We start from the raw sequence: 24,329 nt of genomic DNA on the forward strand, positions 1-24,329 counted from the left end.
TCAGCGCACCGCCACCGCCCGGACGATCCGCTGGGTCACCGAGCCACCGCGGTCGTCGTGGGCCGAGGCCCGCAGGGAGACGGCGGACGCGGTGCGCGGCACGGTCAGGGTGCCGTGCCAGGAGGCGTCCCGGCCCGTCAGGGGCACCGGCCGCCAGGTCCGGCCGGCGTCGTACGACACCTCCAGCCGGCCGCCGCCGAGCGTGCCGGTGCCCGGGGCGTTCGCCACGTACTCGGCGTGCAGCGTGACCGGTGTCCGCCGCCCGCCGGGCACGGTGCCGGCGAGGTCGGTGCCCAGGCGGCAGGCGAGGTTGATCAGCGGCAGGGCGGTCCAGTGGTCCTCCGGGGTGGCCGCCGAGCGGAAGGTCCACTCGCTGTGGCCCCGGGTGGCGAGCGGCCAGCGGCCGGCGTCCAGGGCGGTGTCGGTGACGACCGTGTAGGTGTGCTCGTCGGCGGGCGCGTCCTCCACGTCGACGGCGGAGCCGGTGCGCCGGTCGGCCAGGATGCCGTCCAGTCGGACGGCGGTGGTCTGGGTCATGCCGCTGCTCTCGCTCCACACGTCCCCGTAGCCGGTGTGGTCGGGTCCGGAGTCGCCCCAGCCGGGGGTGTTCAGCCGGATCCGGTTCCCGGCGCGTTCCCGGCCCCAGCCCGGTGCGGTGCCCAGCCACGGGTGCCACACGGGCCCGAACCAGTCCAGTTCCGGCCGGGTGCCGCCGGTGTAGCGGACGAGCCCGCCGCGTTCCTCCAGGGCGCCGTCGGCGGCCGTGACGGTCTCCTGCCAGCGCTGGCCGGGTCCGGTGGAGACGTGGTCGGTGCGCTCGGCGGGCAGGGTGATCGGCTCCTGGAAGCCGAGTCCGACCGGGAAGGCGTCGGTGAGCGAGAACCGGAACTCGCCGCCGTTCAGCGGTCCGGCGGCGTGGAACCGGACGTGCACGGCGGCCAGTTCGCGGCGGCCGGGCGCGTAGGTGAGATCCCGGTCCGGGATCGCGCCCCGGTGGCCCTGCGCGAGGTCGTAGACGTACGGCGGGTCGGCCGTGCCGGTCATGTCGACGCGGCCGGCCGCCCGCAGCCGCGCCGCGTCCGCCTGGTTCACCGTGGCGATCGTGAGCGGCCGGTCGGTGTTGTCGTCGGTGCCCCACCAGGCGGTCAGCCGGCCGGGGGCGTCGTCCGTGACGAACAGGGCCCGCGCGCCGGCGTCCTCGGCGGCCCGGGCGAGCGCGGCCGGTTCGGTGCCGTCGGCGAGGCGGGCGAGGACCGCCTTGCCGGACACGCCGGTGACGGGTCCGTCGCCCACGTCCACCAGGGGCAGTCTCGTGCGGCCCCCGGTGAGGGTGCCGCCCGGCTGGACGGTCGCCTCGGTGACTCCCCTCACCTCCAGCCGGGGCGCGGCCAGCCGCCACACGGTCCGGTACTCGAAGGTGCCCCGGGTGACCCGGGGGGTGGGCGCGGCGAAGACGCTGTCGTAGGTGAGGGGCACCTGGACGGCGCCGGACAGGTCGGCGCCGTCGGCCCGGCGGTCGTACTCCATGACGAGCTGGCGGGTCTCGGTGCGCCGGTCCACCCGTGCGGCCACCTCCCGCAGCCGGCGCCCGTCCAGGGTGAGGTCGCGGTCCCGGTCGAGGACGGTCTCGGGGGCCGTGAGGAAGCCGAGGCCGAGGGAGTCGGGGCCGTGGCTGCCGGGCACGTCGAGGAAGGAGGCCAGGGCGTAGGTGCCGGGCGGCAGGCGCAGTGCGAGTGTGCCCGAGTCGTCCACCCGGGCCTGCTGGGCGTCCTCGCCCGCGGCGAGCCGCTGGACGGTGAGGTCGGCCGGGGCCGGCGCTCCCGCGCGGTCCCTGACATGGACGGTGAGTGTGTACCGCTCCTCCTTGACCAGCCCGAACACGGTGTGCGCGACCGTGGCGCCGGTCCCGTCCACGGCCACCACCCGCCCGCTGGTCGCACCGGCCGGTGCCCGGGAGGCGTCGCCGGTGACGGTGGTGGAGGCGGTGCCGTGCGCGGGCACGGTGAGGGTGTCGTCGGCGAGGGTGGCGACCCCGTCCGGGGCGCCCCGTACCGACAGCCTCAACTCGGCCGGGCTGCCGGATGTGTTGGTGTAGGTGAGGGTCCGGGTGACCGGTTCGTCGGCGCCGGACGGCCGGCTGTGGAAGCCGAGGTCGGCGCTGCCGGTCGCGGTGACCGTCGCCCGCACCGCGTCCGGCACGCTCACCCGTCCGGCACCCAGCACGTAGGCGGAGGTGTCCAGTTGCCGCGCGCTGGACATCAGCGCGTTCTTCAGCTGGGCGCCGGTGAGGCCGGGATGTTCCTCGGCGAGCAGCGCGGCGGCGCCCGCGACCTGCGGGGTTGCCATGGACGTGCCGCTCATGGCGGTGTAGTGGCCGTCGCCGGGCGCGAGGTGGGAGCGCGCGGCGAGGACGCCGACACCGGGGGCGGCCAGATCGGGTTTCAGGGCGTTGTCGCCGTAGCGTGGGCCGGCGGAGGTGAAGGGGGCCGCCCGGTCACCGGCGTCCACCGCGCCGACGGTGAGAGCGGCGCCGGCGGCGCCGGGCGAGCCGATGGAGGACGGGGCGCCGGTGTTGCCGGCGGCGACGACGAACAGCGCGCCGGTCTCCCGGGACAGGGTGTCGAGCGCCCGGGCCATGGGGTCGGTGCCGTCGCTCGCCTCCGCCGTGCCCAGGCTCATCGAGACGATCCTGGCGTGCACGTCCCGTGCCGCCCACTCCATCCCGGCGATGATCTGGGACTCACTGCCCGAGCCCTGGTCGCCGAGCACCTTGCCGACGGCGAGGGTCACCCCCGGCGCCACGCCCCGCTCCCGGCCGCCGGAGGCGGCGCCGCTGCCGCCGACGGTGGAGGTGACGTGGGTGCCGTGCCCGTTGCGGTCGACGGCGTCCTGCCCGTCGACGAAGCTCCGCGTCTCGCCGACCCGGCCGGCGAGGTCGGGGTGGCTCAGGTCGGCGCCGGTGTCCAGGACGGCGACGGTGACGCCCTTCCCGGTCAGGCCCGCGTCCCAGGCCGCCCGGGTGCCGATCTGGGCGTTGCTCTCAGCCAGGCCGGCCGTCACCCGCCCGTCGAGCCACACCCGGTCGATGCCGGACGAAGCGGTGAACGCCCGCCAGAAAGTGCGCCCCCGGGCGGCTGCGACGGCCGCCCCCCGGACGCTGGCCAGCGTCCGGATCCGCTCGGCTCCGGCCGGGGTCGCGGCCCGCGCGCTCCTGCCGTACGCCAGGATCAGCGGCAGCGCGCCGGCGTCGGAGTCCGTGAGCCCCTGCCGGATCAGCCCGCTCACGTCGAACAGCCGCCGGTCCAGCGTCCCGGCCCGCAGATAGGGCAGCGCCTCGTCCGGTACGACGGTCAGGTCGCCGTCGCTCGTCCGTGTCCGTACGGCACCGGTGGCCCCGCGCGGGCGCCGTACGGTGACCGTCCTCCTGCCGTGCCCGAGGTCGGTGACGGTGACCCGGTCGCCGGTGACGAGGGTGACGGTACGGGCGGCATCCGTCGCGCGCGGGGCCGGCGGCGCACCGCCCACCGCAGCCGCCGCCGTCGCCGTCGCCGTGACTGCCGCCGTCGGCGGCAGCGACAGCACGAGCCCGGCCGCCAGCAGCAACGCCCCACGTCTGACTGGTTCTCTGCTCATCGGCGCCCTCTTCCACGTCCGCGTGCGAGGCCGGGACCGCTGTGCAGAGTGCCGGACGGGGCCCGCGAGAGGAAGGCCGGCCGGAGCCGGCGGGCCGGTGTGATGACGGGTTCTCGCCAACCTCGGCCAGTGCCCCGCCGCGCGCCGTCAACGGTGTGACACCCGAAGCACCGTCCGTAACATGAGAGTGGTCAGCAGTCAGGTACGACGGGGGAGCGAGCGGCGCCATGGACGGGCTGGTGGAGTTCACGACCGAGGACGGCGCGCAGGTCGTGGTGGAGGGCGTGGTGACCCGGTCCGGTGCCCGCCTCGTCTCGCGCGGCGACGGACCGGCGCAGGCGGCGCGGACCTTCGAGGGTGCCCTGGAGGGTGTACGGGCGGCGGCCTCGGCCGCGCTGCGGGTCTTCCGGGACGGGAGTCTGCGCCCCGACGCGGTGGAGATCGAGTTCGGTGTGCGGCTGTCCGCGGAGGCCGGTGCCGTCATCGCGAAGGGATCGACGGAGGGCCACCTGGTGGTCAAGCTCAGCTGGTCCCCCGGACAGCAGCCGCAGGACACGGTGTCCGCGCAGCCCGCGCCGGGGCGGAGCGTGCCGGGGCAGGCCACGCCGGTCCCGGAGTCCGCCGACCGGTGATGCGCAGTGCTGCCTGGCACGCCCGGATCGTCTGCGGCCACGAGGTGGGGGCCGGTTTCCTGGTCACCGGCCGCCGTGTCCTCACGTGTGCCCATGTGGTCGAGGGCAGCGGCACGGCGCCGGTGACCGTCTCCTTCCCGCACGCCCGGGAGCTGGGCGAGCTGTCCGCCTCGGTCGTCGCCCACGGCGGCTGGGCGGGGGACGTCACCGACCCCGGCGACGTGGCCGTGCTCGAGCTGGAGCGGGACGTCCCGCTCGCGCCGGCCGGCTTCGCACCGCCCGACGCCGCGTACACGGAGCCGTACCCCAAGCTGATCGCGTACGGCTTCCCCGAGGGCTACGACGAGGGCACCCTCGCCGAGTACCAGGCCGTCTCCGGCCAGCTGATCGCCGGTGAGTGGCTGGAACTGGTGGCATGGCACGGACACGGGCAGCCGCTCGTGGCCGGATTCAGCGGGGCGGCGGCGACCCTGCCCGACGGCAGGGTGGCGGGCATGGTCACCGCGGCCCTGGACGCACCGGCGGTGCGCAAGGGCCGGATGCTGCCGCTGGACGTGATGGCCCGGTACTGGCCCGAGCTGGGCGAGCTGGTGCCCACCCCCGGCCACCGGGACGACGCCCGCCGACGGCTGTACACCCTGCTGCGGCGGGCCACGGGCACCGGCCGCGGCTGTGATCCGAACCGGCTGTACGTGGACGCGGTGGGCGCGTTCGGGCCGCCCCTGCCCACGGGCGGTTTCCCCTCCCTGTGGGCGGCTGCCGCGTACGTGCAGTGGGAGGTACCGGATCCGGAGGCGGTGAACCGGTTCGCCGGCCGCCTCGGGGAACTGCTGGACGCGACGCCGGCACCCCCCGCACCCCCGGCCCCTCCGACGCCGGCACCTCAGGCACCTCCGGTGTCGTCGGCCTGGGCTCCGGTCGTCGTCGAGATCGAACACAGCGGCGCCGGTCCCGACCAGGTGACCGTGGAGGTGTCCGCGTACCGCGACGGACAGCGCCGGCCGGTGGGCGCGGGCCGGCTGCCGCGGACCGGTGTGCGGGCCTACGTGCAGAGCCGCATCGACGAGGCCGTCGCCCAGCTCGCCCCGGACGCCGACGAGCTGGTGACGTTCGTCCTGCCGCGCGAGTGGCTCAACGAGGCGGTGGCGCACTGGGAGTGCGGCGCGGAGGACAGCACGCCCCTCGGGTGCGCCTATCCCCTCGTGGTGACCGACCGCGCACGCCACCACAGCGGCCGGCTGCGCCACCAGCTGCGCAAGAAGTGGCAGAAGCTGGACTCCGCCGGCCAGGGGGTCGAGGTGCACCGCGTGGGGTGCGGCACCGTGGAGCGCCCGCCGAGCCTGCGCAAGCGGCTGTGGGACGGCGACGCCGGACTGGCGGGCTACGCCTCCCCGCCCACGGCGGCACGCGGCCACTTCGAGGTCGGACTCACCGTGCCCGTCCCCGTCCTGCTGTGGTCCCGGACCGGCTGCCCCCGCCCCGCGCACACGGACCCGTCCTGCCCGGGAGACGCCGAACCGCCCTGCCCGGGCAGCGCGTTCCTCGACCAGCTGGCCGTGGCGGTCGCCGAGGTCCCGCCCGCCGAACTCCCGCGCCACATCCTGTCCCTGCGGCTGGCCGCGGACGCCGCCGACGAACCGGACCTGCACTGGGCGAGAGACCTCCAGCTGCTCTGGGACGACCCGCGCTGCTTCCCCGAGACCACCGCGAGCCTGCACTCCCCCGTCGCCTGACCGACCGCACCACCGACCGAGCCCCCCACGGAGAAGAAGAGCCCATGCCCCTGTGGCCCGTCTACACCGGTACGAACGAGCCGCACGACGGCATCGCGAAGCTGCCCCCGCCGCCGCCGTGGCGGGCCTTCGACGGCGGGCCGGTGCTCCGGGCGCCCGACGCGGCCACCGACGCCTCCGCCGTCTCCCCCGACCGCATGCACCGCGCCGAGACGTACCAGGCGACGGAGCAGACGGTCCAGCTCGTCAACGCGGCCCTGTACCTGCGCCGCCCGCTGCTGGTCACCGGGCCGCCGGGCACCGGCAAGTCCTCGCTCGTGTACGCGGTCGCCCGTGAGCTGCGGCTCGGTCCGGTCCTGCGCTGGAACATCACCAGCCGCAGCACGCTGCACGACGGCCTGTACCAGTACGACCCGCTGTCACGGCTGTACGCGGCCCGGCAGGCGGTCACCCGCACCGGCCGGACGGACCGGACCGACGCGGACGGGCGGGCGGAGAGCGCGAGGGGGGCGGCCGGCGAGTCGGGCATCGAGGACCATCTGCGACTGGGCCCGCTCGGCACCGCCCTGCTGCCGTACGACCGTCCCCGCGCCCTGCTCATCGACGAGATCGACAAGAGCGACCTCGACCTGCCCAACGACCTGCTGAACGTGCTGGAGGAGGGCCAGTACGAGATCCCCGAGCTGGTGCGCACCGCCCGCCTCGCACCGGACGGCGTCGCCGAGGTGCTGGCCGACGGCGCCGACGAGCGGGTGCCGGTGGCGCACGGCCGGGTCCGCTGCCGGGCCTTCCCGTTCGTCGTCCTCACCAGCAACGGGGAGCGCGAGTTCCCGCCCGCCTTCCTGCGCCGCTGTGTCACGCTGCACCTGCGGCAACCCGACGACCGGCACCTTGCCGAGATCGTCCGCGCCCACCTCGGGGAACCGGACGCGTACGCGCGGACCCTGATCGACCGCTTCCTGTCCCGGGCGGGCCTCGGCGACCTGGCCACCGACCAGCTCCTCAACGCCATCTACCTGGCCCGCTCCGCCGATCTGGACACCGAGTCCCTCGACCGGCTGGCCGAGCAGCTGATGCCGTACCTCGGGCAGGCGGCGCAGTCCGATGTCTTCTGACCGCGCCGGTTCCCCGGACCCCGTGGTACGCCTGGCCGGCATCCTGGCCGAGGCGGCCCACGGGGAGCGCCCGACCCCGCTCGAACTGGCCGAACTGCTGTGGCTGGCCGGGCACATGAGCCCCGCCACCACGGACGGCGAGGCCACCGGGCAGCTCCCGGCCGGCCCCCCCGCCGGCGGGCCGTCGGTCCCGGAGCAGGCACCACCGCCCCCGGAGCCGACCAGGCGCCGGCCGGCGCCCCGGCCCTCCCCCGCGGCGGACCGGGAACCGGCGCCCGCACCGGCCGCAGCCCCCGGGCCGCCCACCCGCGTCCCCCTGCACCTGCCCTCCCGCCGCCCCGCCCCCACCCCGGCGGGCCGGCCCCACACCACGCTCCTGGCCCCCGCGCCCCCGATGCTGCGGCACCCGCTCGCGCTCCAGCGCGCGCTGCGCCCGCTGGGGCGCCGCGTCGACGCGCCCGTGGGACGCGAACTGGACGAGCGGGCGACCGCCGACCGCATCGCCCGCCTGGGCGCCGCCCCCGAGTGGTGGCTGCCCGTGCTGCGCCCCGCCCGCGAGCGCTGGCTGCGCCTGAACCTGGTGTACGACGCCGGGCCCACGATGCCGGTCTGGCGGCCCCTGATCCGTGAACTGCACACGGCCCTGGCCCAGTCGGGCACCTTCCGCACGGTCGCCCTGTACCGGGCCGCCGCCGACGGCACCGTGCGCGGCGCCGACGCGCACGCCCCCGGCGACGGCCGCACCGTCACCCTCCTGATCAGCGACTGCATGGGCCCGCAGTGGCGGGAGGGACCCGCCGGCACCCTCTGGTACGCCACCCTGCACCGCTGGGCACGCCGCACGCCCCTCGCCGTCGTCCAGCCGCTCCCGGAGCACCTGTGGCGGGACACGGCGCTTCCCGCCACGCCCGGCCGCCTGTCGGCCCCGCACCCCGTGGCCCCCACGGCGAAGCTGACGTTCACCCCGTACGAACAGGACGAGCCCGAGTCCGGTGCGGCCGGGGGTGCCGTGCCCCTGCCCGTGCTGGAGCCGGAACCGCGCTGGCTGGCGCACTGGGCGGCGCTGCTCACCACGCCGGGCGGCGGGGAGGTGCCCGGCGCGGTCGCCGAGCTGGGCCGGCCGCTCCCGGCGGACGCCGAGGACCGTACGGACGTCGGCGCGCTGTCCGCCGAGGAACTGGTGCTGCGCTTCCGGGCGACCGCCTCGCCCGAGGCGTTCCGGCTGGCCGGCCATCTCGCGGTGGGGCGCCCCGACCTGCCGGTCATGCGCCTGGTCCAGGCCGCCGTCGAACCCGATCCCCGCCCGCAGCACCTGGCCGAGATCGTCCTCAGCGGCATGCTCACCACCGTCCCGGGCGGGCCACCCGGCGCCTACGCCTTCCGGGACGGGGTGCGGGAGCTGCTCCTGCTCGGCCTGCCGCGCACCGCCCGCAACAGCACCGCCGGACTCCTGGAGCGCGTGGGCGAGTTCATCGACCGCCGGGCGGGCCGGGCGCCGGGCGAGTTCCGGGCGTCGGTGCCCGCCGCGCGGGGCGCGGGCACGGCGGCGGAGGACGACCCGTTCGCCACGGTCAGCGAGGACAGTGTGCGCCGGCTCTCGGGCGCGGCCACGCCGTTGTTCGCGGGACGCTACCGGCTGCTGCGGCAGACGGGTCCCGAGGGTTTCGAGGACACGGACTGGCTCGCCCAGGACACCCGGCGGGACGACGGGACGGTCCTGCTGCGCCGGTACGGGCGCCTTCCGCGAGGGCTCCGCGCCGGCTTCGCGGACCTCGCCGGGCGGCTCGGCGGGATCCGCCATCCGGGCATCGCGGCGGTCACGGACCACGGCATCGCGGACGACACCCCCTATCTGGTCCGTGAGTTCGTCACCGGCCGCACACTGAGCCGGCGGCTCGGCAGCGCACCGTACGGCCTGCCCGCCGCGGAACTCACCGCCCTCGTACCCCCGCTCGTGGCGGCCCTGAACGCGCTGCACACGCAGGGGCGCCCGCACGGGCGGCTGACGGCGTCGGACATCGTCCTCACCCCGCGCGGGCCCGTCCTGACCTGCCTGGACGTCAGGTCCTTCGGCGGCGGCAGCCGCGCCGACGACCTTCGCGCGCTGGGGCACATCGTGCGCGCCATGCACCGCGGCCCGGCCACCGGTCGGCAACCCACACCCCGGCCGGAACACCTGTCCCTTCCGGAGCGGATCGAGGCGGAGCTGGACACGGCGGTGGCCGAACTCCTCTCCGACCGTCCGGAGGCACAACTGCGCGGTGCGGACCGCCTCCGCCGCCTGCCTCCGCACCGGGAGCACACCCTCCGCGCCGAGGCCGGGACCGGGACCGGGGCCCCCGCCGCCCCCTCCGGGATCCGGTTCTCGGCCGACGACCTCACCGGCCGGCCGGAGGCCCGCATCACGCTCGAAGCCGCCGTGCACGAGGTCCTGGCCCGCGGTTCCCTCGGACCCCGCCAGTACGCGGTGGACGTCCGTCCGGACGGCTACCAGGTGCGCACCGAGCCGGACGCCTATCTGCTGCCCGCCCTCGTCGCCGTCCTGCGCGAACTCCCCCAGGCGCTGTCCCGGCTGACCGACCCGCTCCGGCTCGGCGTCACGTTCGGGGAACTGTCCGTCCGGCCGCCGGAGGCCGCCGCGGACATCGTGGTCGTCGTACCGCCCGCGTTGTACGACGACTTCGCCGCCAGCTCCGCCGCCCGGCGCTCCCCGCCGTTCCGGCCGCTCTTCCGTGACAGCGCTCCGGACAGCCCGCCGGCCGCCTGGTACTGCCTGCTGGGGCCGAGGTCCCCCGAGCCCGCGCAAGGCGACCTGGTGCAGGGTCCGTTCATCACGCCCGACCTGCACGAGCTGGGCGTTCCCACCCCGGGCCGCACGGCGATCGTGCACACGCGGCCCGACGGCCCGCTGACGCTGCTCGACCCGATCCAGCCGTACGGCACCCGCGCGCCCCGCCCGGAGACGTACTACTCGGTCGACCTCACCCCGCACGAGGCCCGTCACCTGGTGTCCCTGCCGAGTTCCGGGAAGGGCGCGTTCAAGGCCGCGGTGAAGCTGTCCTGGCGTGTGGAGGACCCGGTCGCCTTCGTCCGCGGTGAGGCCACCGGTGTCCCGGGGCTCCTGCTGGCGCATCTGACCGCCGCGGCGGCCCCGCTCACGCGCCACCATCCGCTGCGTCGCGCGGGCGCGGCCCAGCGGGCGGTGAACGCGGGGATCGACGCGTGGCCGGTGCCCGGGCTGGTGGTGTCGTACACCGTGCAGCTGGTCCCCGAGTGGGCGCCCACACCGGAGGCGGAGCCGCCGGTCCCGTCGCGTCGGCGGCTGTCGGCCCTCCTGGACGACACCCAGACGGTGCTGGTCGGTTTCGACGGGCCCCTCGCCCGGCTGTTCCCGGCGCAGCGGGCCCGGGAGGCCGTCCTCGACCTGCTGTCCGTCGTGGCCGACCACCGCGATCCGCAGGACGCGCTGACGGGCCGGCCGCTGCCCCTCGTGGGCCCCGCCGGCCGGGAGGCGTTCACGCACCCGCTTGACCTGCTGCGCGCCTTCGCCCACGACCGGCTCGGCCCGTTGCTGCGGGCACGCCTGGACGATCTGGAACTGCGCGCCGTGCCCGACGCGCCCACGACGCACCGCTCCCTCGCGCTCGTGCGCGCCCTGCACCGCTCCGGCCGGCGCGTCAGCGTGGTGACGGACGTGAGCACCCCGGCCGTCCAGCGCTACCTGGAGCCCTGCCGGCTGCCCCTCGCCGGCGTCCACGGCCGCCGCGCCGACCTCGGCCTGCTGACGCCCCACCCCGACTGCCTGCTGCGCGCCCTGCGCGCCCGCGGCACACCGGCCCGCGGCGGCGTCCTGATCAGCTCCTCGGTCGCCGAACTCACCGCCGCCCAGCAGCTCGGCCTCCGCTTCATCGGGTACGCCCCCACGGCCGCCGGGCGTCGGCGGCTGCGCGAGGAGGGCAGCGAGGTCACCGTGTCGTCCCTCGAACCGCTGCTGGAGGCCGCCCGTTCCCTGTGAACGGGGGCGTTGTCCGGCCGACACTCCGGGGCGGCCGGGAAGTACGCCCGTTCAGCGGCGCCCCGCCCGGCCGCCCAGGAAAGGCGCCCGCCCCCGGTGCCGCGCAGGATTCCAGTGAGCCCGTCGACCAGGCGGGACGCCGAGGCCCGCGCACCCGGGAGGAGCTGCCGTGACCGTCAGCCTGGAGCAGTTGCGCCGCTGTCACTTCGCCGTCGACCTGGGCGCGGCGCGTACCCGCGTGTACGTGAAGGGCACCGGCCTGGTCGTCGACCAGCCGTCGGCCGCGGCCGTGAACACGCGGACCGGCGCGCTCATCGCGGTGGGCGAGTTCGCGGAGCAGATGACGGGTCGGACCCCGAGCTACATCAGGGTCGTCCGGCCCATCTCCGGCGGCACGGTGGTCGACATCGAGATGGCCCAGCGGATGCTGCGGCACCTGCTCGGCGACAGGATGCGCCGGGCGCTGCGCCGCAAGCCCCGGCTGCGCGCGGCGGCCTGCACCCCGCACGACGCCGATCCGCTGGCCCAGCGGGCGACGATCGAGACGCTGGTCGGGCTCGGGGTCAGGCGGGTGGAGCTGGTGGACACGCTCATCGCGGCCGCCGTGGGCTGCGGGCTGCCCGTCGAGCGGCCCGAGGCCACCATGATCATGGTGTGCGGGGCGGCGGCCACCCAGGTCGCGGTGCTGTCGATGGGGTCCATCGTCGCCGCCGACCGGGTCCCGGTGGGCGGCGAGGCCGTGGACCACGCGATCGTGCAGCACCTGCGGCACGAGCACGAGCTGATACTGCCCAGCCAGTCGGTACGGCCGCTCCAGCTCACCCTGTCCGGCAACGGGCTCACCCCGCAGGGGCCGGCGTCCGCCGAGATCCACGGCCGGGACGTGGTGACGGGCCTGCCGCGCAGCGTGCGGGTGGACACCGCCGCCGTGCGGAACGCGATCCAGACCCCGCTGACGGCCGTGCTGGACGGCATCGGCAAGGTGCTGCGCGACTGCCCGCCCGACCTGGTGGCCGATCTCGCCGACCGCGGGATCACGATGGTCGGCGGCTCCGCGCGGCTGCCCGGCTTCGACCAGATGCTGCGGCAGGCCACGGGGATGCCCGTGCACATCGCCGAACGGCCCGACATCTGCGCGGCGCAGGGCCTGGGCGACATGCTGGAGGGCCGGATCGAGCCGCTGGTGCTCAACCCCCTGGCTGCCTGAGGCCGGCGGCGGGCTCAGCGGCCCAGGTAGGCCCGGATGGTCGTCCCCTCGGGCCCGGTGTGGACCCGCACCAGGTCCGCCACCAGGTTGACCAGCAGCAGACCGCGTCCGCCGCGCTGGTCACGGGCGGCGGGCCGGCGGCCGGCCAGCGGATCGGCGAGGCGGCCCCCGTCACGGACCTGGCACAGCACGTACCCGCTGTCGGGCCACACGGTGAGCACGCCCGTGCCGCCGCCGTGGACCACGCTGTTGGTGGTCAGCTCGGCGGTGATCAGCGCCAGGTTCTCCAGCGCGAGGCCGGACAGGCCCAGCCGGGCGCCGTGGCCGGTGGCCGAGTGCCGGACGGCGGCGAGCACGTCCTCGTCGAAGCTGACGGCGAGCAGGTCCGGGCCGTCCGGCACCGGTGGCAGCGGCTCGTTGTAGCGGGCGACCACCCCGTCGGGGTCGTAGGCCGCGCTGGTCCGCTCGCCCGCGGAGCCGGCCGGGATGACCACCGGGTGGGTGGCGTGCGCGTCGGCGAGCGCCCGCTCGTCCAGGCGGGAGGTGTCGTAGGGGCACAGGATGGTGATCTCGCGGCCCTGGAACGCGGCGTTGATCAGTGCCTCGTGCTGGGCGCAGGCCGGGTACTCGGCCGGACTGCGGCCCGCCCAGACCGGCTCGCCGATGATGTGGACCCGCCGTCCGGGCGGCTGGGCGTCGGCGAAGGCCCGCAGCACGCCGGGGATGATCCGGCCGGGGTTGCGTCCGGCCTCCCGCATGTCCAGGAACCGTACGGCGTCGCCGTCGGCGCCCAGCTCGTCCTGGATGAGACGCAGGTTCTCGCCGGGCACCGCCACCGCGACGGGCTCCCCGGCCGCCAGCGCCGCCCGGACGAAGGGGACGGTGCCGGACAGGTACTCCCGCGCGTCGCCGTAGAACAGCGCGGGGTGCACGAACGGGTCCGTGGCCTCGACGGCCTCCACGACTTCGGTCATGACGCCGACACCTCGATCCCCCGGAGTCCGGGCCACAGCAGGTCCAGTATCCGCGGCAGGGCGGCCGGGGGCCGGTCCAGCACCAGCCGCCGTCGCTCGCCCCGGCGCCGGGCCGCTTCCGCCAGCGCGCCGGCGCCCGCGACATCGACGAAGGTCAGGGCGGAAAGCTCCAGGTGGTACACGTCATCGCCCTCGTGAACGGCCCGCTCCAGCGCACGTTCCCAGATGTCGCGCGTGGGCAGGCTGACCTCGCCCGCCGCCCGCAGTCCGGCCCGTCCGCTCAGCGGGTACACAACGAGTCGCGGCACGGCGGGCGTGGGCAGGACAACGGCCCGTCGGGGCCTTTCCGGCTCGGTTCCGCTCACGCCATCTCCCAGCTGCACAGGTACACAGCTGCCCAGTATGCGCCTCTCGCACCCCCCGGTGGGACGGAAGCCGGGGCACGGCGGGCCGTCGCCCCGTGCTCGCGCCCCGGTCCGGGCGGGGCGGAACGCGCGGGAGACGTGCCGGCTGCCGGGGCCGTCCGGGTCAGTACGGCAGGATGCGTCCCGAGGGCGTCCTGCGGTCGATCTCCTGCCCGCGCGGCGCGGCGGGCCGCCGGCTGACACGTACCCGGATCCGACGGTCCATGACGCCCTCCTCCTGCCGACACCCCCCGGCTGGACGCCGGTAGGAGGTCCGTGCCCAGGACATGGCCCGTTCAAGCCTGAACGGGTCAAGTCGTGCGCGCGTCGGGGCCGTTGCCCTAGGCCCTCTCGTTCGGATCATGCCGGGCTCGCGGGCCCTGGTGCCGCGCCCTGATCCGGCCTGATCCGAACGAAAGACCCTAGCGGTTCAGGTACCGGCCGAGGACCGGGTCGAGCTGGGCCAGCCAGGTGCTCAGCCGGGCCCTGCGGCGGGCGTTCAGCTCGCAGGAGTACACACCGCCGTCCCACAGCCGCACGGTGACGGTGAGACGGTTGCCGCGCCAGCTGCGTTCGACGTGCGCTATCTCGTCCCACGGGAAGTCCGCGGTGGTGCCCGCGAGCTCCAGGAGCACCCCGGTGGCGTTGACGACCACACCGGCCTGCGCGTCGGCGAGCACGGCCTCCGGGCTGCCGTACGGGACCGGCGGTCCGAAGCCGTAGGGGGGCGGGGGCACGGTGACGGGCAGGTGCGGGGGCGTGGCGGCCTGCACGGGCTGCTGGTACGGCGGTGTCGTGGGCGGCGGGGGCGCCCCGAACCCCTGCGGCGCCGGGAGGAACGCCGGCGGGGGCACGGCGGACACCTGCGGGGGCGTGGCCGGCACCTGCGGGGGCGCGGCGGTGCGTGTCGTCGGCGGGTACGGCGGGGCCAGCGGGTGGGCCGGCAGCGGTGCGGAGCCGGTCAGCCGGTCCAGCAGCGCGCTGGGCGTGGGCCGGTCCGCGGGCTCCTTGGCCAGGCAGGCGGCCACCACGTCGGCCAGGGCGGCCGGTACGGCGGACAGGTCCGGCGGCTCGTGCACCGAGCGGTACATCAGACCCATCGGGGTGCCCTCGCCCCAGGCGGTGCCGCCCGCCGCCGCCACCAGCACGGCTCCGAGGGCGAACACGTCGGCGGCGCCGGTCACGTCGTGCCCCAGGGCCTGCTCGGGCGCGAGGAAACCGGGGGTGCCGAAGGCGGTGCCGGTGGCGGTGAGGCGGGTGGACTCCACGGCCCGGGCGATGCCGAAGTCCAGGACCCGCGGACCGTCGTCGGCCATGATGATGTTGCCCGGCTTCAGGTCGCGGTGCACCAGGCCGCAGGAGTGGATGGACTCCAGGGCCTCGGCCAGGGCGGCCCCCAGGGCCCGCAGCCGCGGCTCGTCCATGGCGCCCTCGGCGGCGAGGCGGGCCGCGAGGGTGGGCCCGGGGATGTAGGCGGTGGCCAGCCAGAGCGGGTCGCCGGTGGCGTCGGCGTCCACCACCGGCGCCGTGTGGAAGCCGCCCACCGCCCGGGCGGCCTCGACCTCGCTGCGGAACCGCTCGCGGAAGACCGGGTCGGCGGCCAGTTCGGCCTTGGCGACCTTCAGCGCGACGGGCCGTCCGCCGCGCGTCCGTGCGAGATAGACCGTGCCCATGCCGCCCTCGCCGAGCCGGCGCTCGACGAGGTATCCCCCGATGCGTTCCATGCGGACAAGTATGGCCGCCGGACAGGGCCGTCCATCACCCCGTGCGCGCCCGGGAGCCCGCCCGTGCCCCGCTCCGTGTCCGGGCCGGAGCGGCCCGGAGCACGACGTCCACGTCGTACGTGCGCGGCCAGGCGTCCAGCTGGAGGGTCGTCTCCCGCGCGGCCCGGCTCATGCCCTGCTCCGGCGCCGCGGCGGACCAACTCGGCGAGGCGTTCACGCAGGGTCCGGTTGCAGGCCTCGGCCCGGATGGAGGGGTACGGCGTCCTGATGCGCTGGTCGACCGCCGTGGGCAGCAGACCCGTCATGTCCGCACGCAGCGGGCTCTTCTCCCGGCCGCCGGAACTCCTCGTCACCCAGGGGAGGTTGAGGGTGTACTCGGCCAGCCGGTGGTCGGCGAAGGGCACGCGGGGCCTCCGGTCCGCAGGCCGTGCTCATGCGGTCCTCGCGGTCGAAGAGCACCTGCCGTGTGGCGGGTGAGGGCGAGGTAGGTGACCTCGCGGCAGCGGGCCTGGGCGGGGTCGTCCAGGTGCCGGCCCACGTCGGTCTCGGCGACGGCCGCGCTGTGGCAGTCACGTTCGTAGGTGGCCGGGTCGAGCTCGGCGAGCAGGCCGGGGGTGAAGACGACCTCGTTGCCCTGGTGGTCGTGACGGCCCTCGTGGACCCGGTGAAGGTGGTGGAGAAGACCGCGTCGGGGTGGCGCTGCCAGCGGTCGAGATGCGGTCCATGCCAGGGGGCAGGGCAGGCGGCCGTTGTCCGGGGCGGTCACCGGGCAGGCCGCCCTCCGCGGCCGGCGAGGAAGGCCAGGGCCACGGCGGCCTCGCAGGCGATGCCCGTGGCGATGACCTCCTCGTCGATGTCCGTGCGGGACGAGTGCAGGGACGGGGACTCGTCCGGGGCCAGGCCCGGCGGGCAGGCACCGAGGAAGGCCAGGGCGCCGGGGACCTCCTGGAGGACGTAGGAGAAGTCCTCCGCCGTCAGCTGCGCGGCCGGCAGCACGCCCACCGCCCCGGCGCCGAGCGCCTCCCCGGCCGTGCGCAGGACGAACTCGGTGAACGCGGCGTCGTTGACGGTGACCGGATAGCCGGGTGTGACCGTCGCCTCCGCCGTCGCTCCGTGCGCGGCCGCCACCCCGTGCGCGACCCGGGCGATCGCCTCGTGCAGCCGCTGCCGGGTCCGTGCGGTCAGGGTGCGCACGGTGCCGCCCAGTTCCGCGGTGTCCGGGACGACGCCGGGGGCGGTGCCCGCGTCCAGCCGCGTCACGCTGAGGACGGCGCTGTCGTCGGCGGCGAGGCCACGGGCGACCGTCGTCTGGAGGGCGAGCACGATCTCGCAGGCCACCGGCACCGGGTCACATGTGGTGTGCGGTGCCGAGGCGTGCCCGCCGCGTCCGCGGACGAGGACCCGGAACCGGTCGGAGGCCGCCATCTGCGGTCCGGGGCGCAGCCGCACCGTCCCGGCGGGCAGGGTGGGCTGCACGTGCAGGGCGAAGGCCGCGTCGGCCCGGCTGCCGGACGCCTCCAGCACCCCTTCGCCGATCATGTGGCGGGCTCCGTGGTCGCCCTCCTCGCCGGGCTGGAACATGAACACCACGTGCCCGGCGAGCGCGTCGCGCCGCCCGGCCAGCAACCGTGCGGCGCCCACCAGCATCGCCATGTGGGCGTCGTGCCCGCACGCGTGCATCAGCCCGGAGGTGCGCGAGGCGAACGGCAGCCCGGTGTCCTCGGTGACCGGCAGCGCGTCCATGTCGGAGCGCAGCAGGATCGTCGGGCCGTCGGCGGCCCCGGTGAGGGTCGCGGTCACGGAGGACAGGGCCCGGCCGGTGCGGATCTCCAGGCCGAGGCCGTCGAGGGCGTCGAGGACCAGGCGCTGGGTGGCCGGCAGGTGCAGGCCCGTCTCCGGGGTGCGGTGCAGGGCGCGGCGCAGGGCGACCGCGCCGGGGGCCAGCCGGCGCGCCGCGCCGGGCAGGCCGGTCGGGTCCGGGCCGGCGGGGGCGGTGTCCGGCGTGCCGGGCGGGGTCCGGGGCGCAGCTGGCATACGACCGTTCTCCTTCCGGGCCCGGCCCTGCCGACGCGGCCCGCGTGGGCGCCTCACGGAGAGGCGGTACCCCTTCACCGTAAGGACGCCCCGGCCCCAGCGCACCGCCCCCGACGGGACTGGGACACGGCACGCGGAACACCGGACGCGGACGTGAACGGGAAGGGGGCGGGACGGGGAGGAACAAGGAAAGGAGGGGTGAGGAACAAGGAGGGGGACGGCCGTTCGACCGCGTGGCCCGCGCGAGTGAACGGGGACGGCCGCCTCGGCGTGGCGGCCACCGTTCGCAGCTCCTGTGAGGTCGTCAGGGCGGCTCCCCGAACGACGGACGCTCCGTCACCGGCGGTCCGGAGCCGCCCGGCGGCGCAGGCCGTCCCGGCCTCGGGGGGCGGCAGCCATCAGCGGCCGGCTGGATCGGGGACGCCGTCAGGTGCGGGCGTCGCACTGCCGTGCTTCCTCGAGGACCGCCGCCACGGTGGCGAAGTCGTCGTCCACGTGCAGCACGCGGCACGTGCGGCCCATCGGCCATGAGCCGCACGCCGGACACGCCGTGTCGGCCGAGTGTCCACTGCATTCTGGTGCGGGGCTAGAGTGAGGGCCTCACACGGTCCATGGGGCCCCGTCCTCTGTTCTCGCGGGTCGGAAGATTCCTCCGACCGATTTGGCGGTGGGGCGGGTGGGACTCGAACCCACGGCCGACGGATTATGAGTCCGCTGCTCTAACCGGCTGAGCTACCGCCCCATAGCGGCGTGTCGCGTACATGTGTGCGCGTCGTCTGCCGCAGCATAGCCGCTCATACGATCTCCTGCTTCGGATGGTCGGCTTCGCGCTGCTCATGATCCCGAGGACGGCGACGCCGGGCACGGCGGTTCCCGCGGACATGAAAAAGGACCCCTGCGGGGGCCCTCGTTCAGCGCTCCCCCGACTGGACTCGAACCAGTAACCTGCCGGTTAACAGCCGGCTGCTCTGCCAATTGAGCTACGGAGGACCGAAGCTCCCCCGACTGGACTCGAACCAGTAACCTGCCGGTTAACAGCCGGCTGCTCTGCCAATTGAGCTACGGAGGATCGCCTCGATTGCATCGATCGCGCCTACCTGGGTATTCGCCAGGGGGCGGGCGCTCGCTGCGTCACATACATTAGCGCAAGCAGGGGGGTGCTTCGCCAATCGGTTCCCCTCGGGGCGCCGCGCCGCACCAGAAACCTACGCACGGGAAGGGTGGCAGCCATGCGCTACCGGCTCACGTTCCTCGCCGGACTGTCCCTCGGTTACGTACTCGGCACGAGGGCCGGACGGGAGCGCTACGAGCAGTTGAAGAAGTCCGCACGGCAGGTAACCCAGAACCCAGCCGTGCGCAACACCGCCGAGACGGCCGCCCAGCAGGGCCGCGTCTACGCCGGCAAGGCGTTCCACACGGTCAGCGACAAGGTCGGCGACCGCGTCCCGGAGGCCGTCGCCCAGCGGGTGCGGTCCCTGCGTGAGCGCGGCGTCAACGGCCACCGTGAGGACGACTGGGGCACCAGCAACACCTGAGGCTCGTCGCGCGGCGCCGGCGACCGCCGCCGCCCCTCGGCCGGACCAGCCCCGCGGATGCGGCAAAATTCGTAGGCATGGGGATAGTCGCCGGCTTGGACAGCTCGCCCGATTTCACGCGCATCGTGGTCTGCGACACGGACACGGGCGCCGTGCTGAGGCAGGGGTACGCCCCCCATCCGGTCGACGCGCCGGACGGGGGGCGGCCCAGTGACGTCGACCCGCAGGCCTGGCTGCTCTCCCTGGGCGAGGCCGCGGGCGGCGGTCTGCTGGAGGGCGTACAGGCCATCGGCGTCTCCTCGCAGCAGAACGCGCTGATCCCGCTGGACGCCCAGGGCAACACCGTCCGCCCGGCGCTGGTCGGCGGCGACAAACGCGCGCAGGTCGCGGCGGCGGACCTCGTGGACGCGCTCGGCGGACGGGAGGCCTGGGCGCAGGCCGTCGGAAGTGTTCCGCAGGCCGCCCAGCCGGTCACCAAGCTGCGCTGGCTCGCGAAGAACGAACCGGAGAACGCGCGGCGCGCCGCCGTGCTGCTCCAGGCCCACGACTGGCTCGTCTGGCAGCTGCTCGGGCGGCCGGTGCGCCGCACCACCGACCGCGGCGGGGCCTCCGGCACCGGGTACTGGTCGGCCGCCACCGGCGCCTACCGGCCCGAACTGGTCGAGCTGGCACTCGGTCACCAGGCGATGCTGCCGGAGGTCATCGGCCCCTCGGACGCGGCCGGTACGACTCCGGAGGGGCTGCTGATCTCCGCCGGGACCGGGGAGACCATGGCCGCCGCGTTCGGGCTCGGCATCGGGCTCGGGGACGCCGTCGTGTCGCTCGGGGCGTCCGGATCCGTGATGGCCGTGCATCCGGAGGCGCTCACCGACCAGTCCGGGATGATCACCTCCCTCGCCGACGCCACCGGCATGCACCTGCCGGTCGTCACCACCCTGAACGCCGTACGCACGCTGCGCGGCACCGCCGAACTGCTCGGGCTGCCGGACCTGGAGAGCCTGTCCGACCTGGCGACGAAGTCCACGCCGGGGGCGCACGGCCTGGTGCTGCTGCCCTATCTGGAGGGCGAGCGGACGCCGAACCTGCCGCACACCGCGGGGACCCTCTCGGGACTGCGGCGGGAGTCGATGAAGCCGGAGCACCTGGCGCGGGCGGCGTTCGAGGGCATGCTGTGCGGGCTCGCCGACGCGCTGGACGTGCTGCGCGGACGGGGTGTGGCGGTGCGGCGGATCTTCCTGCTCGGCCCGGCCGCCGAACTGCCCGCCGTGCAGGCCTCGGCGCCCTCGCTGTTCGGCGCGCAGGTCGTCGTACCGCAGCCCGCGGACTACGCGGCGATCGGCGCGGCCCGCCAGGCGGCCTGGGCGCTCGGGGTGTCACAGGGCACCCTCGACCCCCGGAACCCGCCGGCCTGGCAGGGCGCGGCGGCGCAGGTCCTGGAACCCGGCGAGGAACTGGCGGTGGGACAGGCGGTACGGCAGCAGTTCACGGCGGTGCGGGAGCAGACCCATCCGGGGGCGTTCGGTCCCTGACGCACGCGCGCACCGGACCGGTCGGGTTAATCGGTTGGGGTAACACGGGTGGCGTGCACGACGATAGGGGCCAGGGGCAACCGTCCAGCCCCTGTCGCCGACTCCGAGAGACGTAGCGTGCTCATACGACTTCTGCGGACCTATCTCAGGCCCTACAAGAAACCCATCGCCTTCCTGGTGCTGCTCCAGTTCCTCCAGACCTGCGCCACGCTCTACCTGCCCACGCTGAACGCCGACATCATCGACAACGGAGTCGTGAAGGGTGACACCGGGTACATACTGACCTTCGGCGCCCTGATGATCGGCATCTCGCTGGCCCAGGTCGTGTGCAACATCGGTGCCGTCTACTACGGCGCCCGGACCGCCTCCGCCCTCGGCCGGGACGTGCGCGGTGCCGTCTTCGACCGGGTCCAGTCCTTCTCCGCGCGTGAGGTAGGTCACTTCGGGGCTCCCTCGCTCATCACCCGTACGACGAACGACGTGCAGCAGGTCCAGATGCTGGCCCTGATGACGTTCACCCTGATGGTGTCGGCGCCCATCATGTGCGTGGGCGGGATCGTGCTGGCGCTCGGCCTGGACGTACCGCTGTCCGGGGTGCTGGCCGCGGTCGTACCCGTGCTCGGCGTCTCCGTGACGCTCATCGTGCGCCGGCTGCGCCCGCTGTTCCGGTCGATGCAGGTCCGCCTGGACACGGTGAACCGGGTGCTGCGCGAGCAGATCACCGGCAACCGGGTGATCCGCGCCTTCGTCCGCGACGAGTACGAGCAGGGCCGGTTCGGCGAGGCGAACGCCGAGCTGACCGGGATGCAGCTGGCCACCGGCCGGATGCTCGCCCTGATGTTCCCGATCGTCATGACGGTGGTGAACCTGTCGTCCCTCGCGGTGGTCTGGTTCGGCGCCCACCGGATCGACAGCGGCGAGATGGCGATCGGTGACCTGACCGCGTTCCTCGCCTATCTGATGCAGATCGTCATGTCGGTGATGATGGCGACCTTCATGTTCATGATGGTGCCGCGCGCCGAGGTGTGCGCCGAGCGCATCCAGGAGGTCCTCGGGACCGAGTCCAGCGTCGTGCCGCCGGCCGCCCCGGTCCGGGAGCTGCGCGGGCACGGACACCTGGAGATCCGGGACGCGGGCTTCCGTTACCCGGGCGCCGAGGAGCCGGTGCTGAAGGCCGTCTGCCTGGTGGCCCGGCCCGGCGAGACGACCGCCGTGATCGGCTCCACCGGCAGCGGCAAGTCGACGCTGCTCGGACTCGTCCCCCGGCTGTTCGACGCCACCGAGGGCGAGGTGCTGGTGAACGGCGTGGACGTGCGGACCATCGATCAGCCGCTGCTCGCCAGGACCGTGAGTCTCGTCCCGCAGAAGCCGTACCTGTTCGCGGGCACCGTCGCCACCAACCTGCGCTACGGCAACCCGGACGCCACCGACGAGGAACTGTGGCACGCGCTGGAGGTGGCGCAGGCCGGGGACTTCGTGCGGAAGCTGGAGGGCGGCCTCGACGCGCCGATCGCGCAGGGCGGCACCAACGTCTCCGGCGGCCAGCGCCAGCGCCTGGCCATCGCCCGCACCCTGGTGCAGCGCCCCGACATCTACCTGTTCGACGACTCCTTCTCCGCGCTCGACTACGCGACGGACGCGGCCCTGCGTGCCGCGCTCGCCCGGGAGACCGCCGAGGCGACCGTCGTCATCGTCGCCCAGCGGGTGGCGACCATCCGGGACGCCGACCGGATCATCGTGCTCGACGAGGGCCGCGTGGTCGGCTCCGGCCGGCACGCCGAACTCATGGCGTCCAACGAGACCTACCGGGAGATCGTGCTCTCCCAGCTGACGGAAGCGGAGGCCGCCTGATGGCCGGGCCCATGGGACGCATGATGGCCGGGGGCGGCCCCGACCAGCGCTCGATGGACTTCAAGGGGTCGGGCAAACGGCTCGTCGCCCAGTTCAGACCGGAACGCGTCACGATCTACACGCTGCTGCTCTGCGTGGTCGTGAGCGTGGGCCTGAGCGTGATCGGCCCGAAGATCCTCGGCCGGGCCACCGACCTGGTGTTCTCCGGCATCATCGGCCGGCAGATGCCGGACGGCGCCACGAAGGCGCAGGTCCTGGCGAGGATGCGCGAGCACGGCCAGGGCCAGGTCGCGGACATGCTGCAGGGCACCGACTTCACGCCCGGCCAGGGCATCGACTTCGACGCCGTCGGCCGCGTCCTGCTGTTCGCGCTCGGCACGTTCCTGGTCGCCGGCCTGCTGATGGCGGTCGCGACCCGGCTGGTGAACCGGGCCGTGAACCGCACCATGTACCGGCTGCGGGAGGACGTGCAGAAGAAGCTGTCGCGGCTGCCGCTGTCGTACTTCGACAAGCGTCAGCGCGGTGAGGTGCTGTCCCGCGCGACCAACGACATCGACAACATCGGGCAGACGCTCCAGCAGTCGATGGGCCAGCTGATCAACTCGGTGCTGACCATCGTCGGCGTGCTCGCGATGATGTTCTGGGTCTCCTGGATCCTGGCGCTGGTCGCGCTCGTCACCGTACCGCTGTCGTTCGTGGTCGCCACCCGGGTCGGCAAGCGGTCGCAGCCGCACTTCGTGCAGCAGTGGCGGTCCACCGGCAGACTGAACGCGCACGTCGAGGAGATGTACACCGGGCACGCCCTGGTGAAGGTCTTCGGGCGGCAGGAGGAGTCGGCGCAGCAGTTCGCCGAGCAGAACGAGGCGCTGTACGAGGCCGGGTTCAAGGCGCAGTTCAACAGCGGTGTCATGCAGCCGCTGATGATGTTCGTGTCGAACCTCAACTACGTGCTGGTGGCGGTCGTCGGCGGGCTGCGGGTCGCGTCCGGCGCCCTGTCCATCGGTGACGTGCAGGCTTTCATCCAGTACTCGCGGCAGTTCTCGATGCCGCTGACGCAGGTCGCGTCGATGGCGAACCTGGTGCAGTCCGGTGTGGCCTCGGCCGAGCGGGTCTTCGAACTCCTGGACGCGGAGGAGCAGGAGGCGGATCCGCTGCCGGGCGAGCGGCCCGAGGAGCTGCGCGGCCGGGTGCGGCTGGAGCACGTGTCGTTCCGGTACGACCCCGAGAAGCCGCTGATCGAGGACCTGACCCTCACGGTGGAGCCGGGGAACACGGTGGCGATCGTCGGCCCGACCGGTGCGGGCAAGACCACACTGGTCAACCTGCTGATGCGGTTCTACGACGTCTCCGGCGGGCGGATCACGCTCGACGGGGTCGACATCCGGAAGATGTCCCGCGACGAACTCCGGTCCGGGATCGGCATGGTGCTCCAGGACACCTGGCTGTTCGGCGGCACCATCGCGGAGAACATCGCGTACGGCGCCTCGCGGGAGGTCACGCGCGGGGAGATCGAGGAGGCGGCACGGGCGGCGCACGCCGACCGGTTCGTGCGCACGCTCCCCGACGGGTACGACACCGTGATCGACGACGAGGGCACGGGCGTCAGCGCCGGCGAGAAGCAACTGATCACCATCGCGCGGGCGTTCCTGTCCGACCCGGTGATCCTGGTGCTGGACGAGGCGACGAGTTCCGTCGACACGCGCACGGAGGTGCTGATCCAGAAGGCGATGGCCAAACTGGCGGCCGGACGTACGTCGTTCGTGATCGCGCACCGGCTGTCGACGATCCGGGACGCCGACGTCATCCTCGTCATGGAGAACGGGTCCATCGTGGAACAGGGCGCGCACGCGGAACTGCTGGCCGCCGGCGGCGCCTACGCCCGCCTGTACCAGGCCCAGTTCGCCCAGGCCGTCGCCGAGGTGGACTAGGGTCTTTCGTTCGGG

General features: G+C 74.7%; 15 protein-coding genes, 3 tRNA genes and 1 pseudogene. 9 read left to right on the forward strand and 10 right to left on the reverse strand.

Annotated elements, in window-relative coordinates; all coding sequences use genetic code 11:
• On the reverse strand, positions 1-3,633 hold the full coding sequence (locus ACF1BE_RS02335) for a S8 family serine peptidase (protein ID WP_392197094.1): 3,633 nt from the start codon (positions 3,631-3,633) through the stop codon (positions 1-3).
• A 227-nt stretch (positions 3,634-3,860) separates the two neighbouring features.
• On the opposite strand from ACF1BE_RS02335, the gene ACF1BE_RS02340 reads away from it, so the two are divergent.
• The 5 genes from ACF1BE_RS02340 (at position 3,861) to ACF1BE_RS02360 (ending at position 12,335) form a co-directional block, all read left to right on the forward strand.
• Positions 3,861-4,265, forward strand: a complete 405-nt coding sequence (locus ACF1BE_RS02340) for a CU044_2847 family protein (protein WP_392197095.1) — start codon at positions 3,861-3,863, stop codon at positions 4,263-4,265.
• The gene (locus ACF1BE_RS02345; protein ID WP_392197096.1) at positions 4,265-5,998 is read left to right on the forward strand and encodes a trypsin-like peptidase domain-containing protein; all 1,734 of its coding nucleotides are present in this window, start codon (positions 4,265-4,267) and stop codon (positions 5,996-5,998) included. The genes ACF1BE_RS02340 and ACF1BE_RS02345 overlap by 1 nt, the downstream gene beginning before the upstream one ends.
• A gap of 44 nt (positions 5,999-6,042) precedes the next feature.
• Entirely contained in the window at positions 6,043-7,113 is a 1,071-nt protein-coding gene (locus tag ACF1BE_RS02350) for an AAA family ATPase (protein WP_392197097.1), read from the forward strand.
• Positions 7,103-11,128: an SAV_2336 N-terminal domain-related protein gene (locus ACF1BE_RS02355; RefSeq protein ID WP_392197098.1), complete on the forward strand. Its 4,026-nt coding sequence runs from the start codon at positions 7,103-7,105 to the stop codon at positions 11,126-11,128. The genes ACF1BE_RS02350 and ACF1BE_RS02355 overlap by 11 nt, the downstream gene beginning before the upstream one ends.
• Positions 11,129-11,297: 169 nt before the next feature.
• Complete coding sequence (locus ACF1BE_RS02360; RefSeq protein ID WP_392197099.1) at positions 11,298-12,335, forward strand: rod shape-determining protein; 1,038 nt, start codon at positions 11,298-11,300, stop codon at positions 12,333-12,335.
• A gap of 14 nt (positions 12,336-12,349) precedes the next feature.
• Here the strand turns inward: ACF1BE_RS02360 and ACF1BE_RS02365 are convergent, their stop codons facing one another.
• The 9 genes and pseudogenes from ACF1BE_RS02365 to ACF1BE_RS02405 form a co-directional block, all read right to left on the reverse strand.
• Positions 12,350-13,309, reverse strand: a complete 960-nt coding sequence (locus tag ACF1BE_RS02365; protein WP_392197100.1) for an anti-sigma factor RsbA family regulatory protein — start codon at positions 13,307-13,309, stop codon at positions 12,350-12,352.
• Positions 13,306-13,617 (reverse strand): STAS domain-containing protein, encoded by a 312-nt coding sequence (locus tag ACF1BE_RS02370; protein ID WP_392197101.1) that lies wholly within the window; start codon positions 13,615-13,617, stop codon positions 13,306-13,308. Before ACF1BE_RS02370 ends, ACF1BE_RS02365 begins: the two co-directional genes overlap by 4 nt.
• Before the next feature lie 518 nt (positions 13,618-14,135).
• On the reverse strand, positions 14,136-15,437 hold the full coding sequence (locus ACF1BE_RS02375) for a serine/threonine-protein kinase (protein ID WP_392197102.1): 1,302 nt from the start codon (positions 15,435-15,437) through the stop codon (positions 14,136-14,138).
• Between the two features lie 34 nt (positions 15,438-15,471).
• Positions 15,472-15,609 carry a hypothetical protein gene (locus tag ACF1BE_RS02380; protein WP_392197415.1) on the reverse strand — a complete coding sequence of 46 codons (138 nt, stop codon included), beginning with the start codon at positions 15,607-15,609 and terminating at the stop codon, positions 15,472-15,474.
• Between the two features lie 73 nt (positions 15,610-15,682).
• Positions 15,683-15,841: pseudogene (locus ACF1BE_RS02385) on the reverse strand (asparagine synthase-related protein); the annotation flags it as partial.
• A 358-nt stretch (positions 15,842-16,199) separates the two neighbouring features.
• Positions 16,200-17,471: a M20 family metallopeptidase gene (locus ACF1BE_RS02390; protein WP_392197103.1), complete on the reverse strand. Its 1,272-nt coding sequence runs from the start codon at positions 17,469-17,471 to the stop codon at positions 16,200-16,202.
• Between the two features lie 668 nt (positions 17,472-18,139).
• A tRNA-Ile gene (locus tag ACF1BE_RS02395) sits at positions 18,140-18,213 on the reverse strand.
• Between the two features lie 175 nt (positions 18,214-18,388).
• A tRNA-Asn gene (locus ACF1BE_RS02400) sits at positions 18,389-18,461 on the reverse strand.
• Between the two features lie 6 nt (positions 18,462-18,467).
• Positions 18,468-18,540, reverse strand: a tRNA-Asn gene (locus ACF1BE_RS02405).
• Positions 18,541-18,700: 160 nt separating this feature from the next.
• On the opposite strand from ACF1BE_RS02405, the gene ACF1BE_RS02410 reads away from it, so the two are divergent.
• From ACF1BE_RS02410 to ACF1BE_RS02425, 4 genes are all read left to right on the forward strand, one after another.
• On the forward strand, positions 18,701-19,006 hold the full coding sequence (locus ACF1BE_RS02410; RefSeq protein ID WP_392197104.1) for a YtxH domain-containing protein: 306 nt from the start codon (positions 18,701-18,703) through the stop codon (positions 19,004-19,006).
• Positions 19,007-19,083: 77 nt separating this feature from the next.
• Positions 19,084-20,535 carry an FGGY-family carbohydrate kinase gene (locus ACF1BE_RS02415; RefSeq protein WP_392197105.1) on the forward strand — a complete coding sequence of 484 codons (1,452 nt, stop codon included), beginning with the start codon at positions 19,084-19,086 and terminating at the stop codon, positions 20,533-20,535.
• A gap of 117 nt (positions 20,536-20,652) precedes the next feature.
• Complete coding sequence (locus ACF1BE_RS02420; RefSeq protein WP_392197106.1) at positions 20,653-22,386, forward strand: ABC transporter ATP-binding protein; 1,734 nt, start codon at positions 20,653-20,655, stop codon at positions 22,384-22,386.
• Complete coding sequence (locus ACF1BE_RS02425) at positions 22,386-24,314, forward strand: ABC transporter ATP-binding protein (protein ID WP_392197107.1); 1,929 nt, start codon at positions 22,386-22,388, stop codon at positions 24,312-24,314. The genes ACF1BE_RS02420 and ACF1BE_RS02425 overlap by 1 nt, the downstream gene beginning before the upstream one ends.
• Positions 24,315-24,329 lie beyond the last annotated feature (15 nt).

This window comes from Streptomyces sp. NPDC014991, assembly GCF_043080665.1.
Classification (GTDB): domain Bacteria; phylum Actinomycetota; class Actinomycetes; order Streptomycetales; family Streptomycetaceae; genus Streptomyces.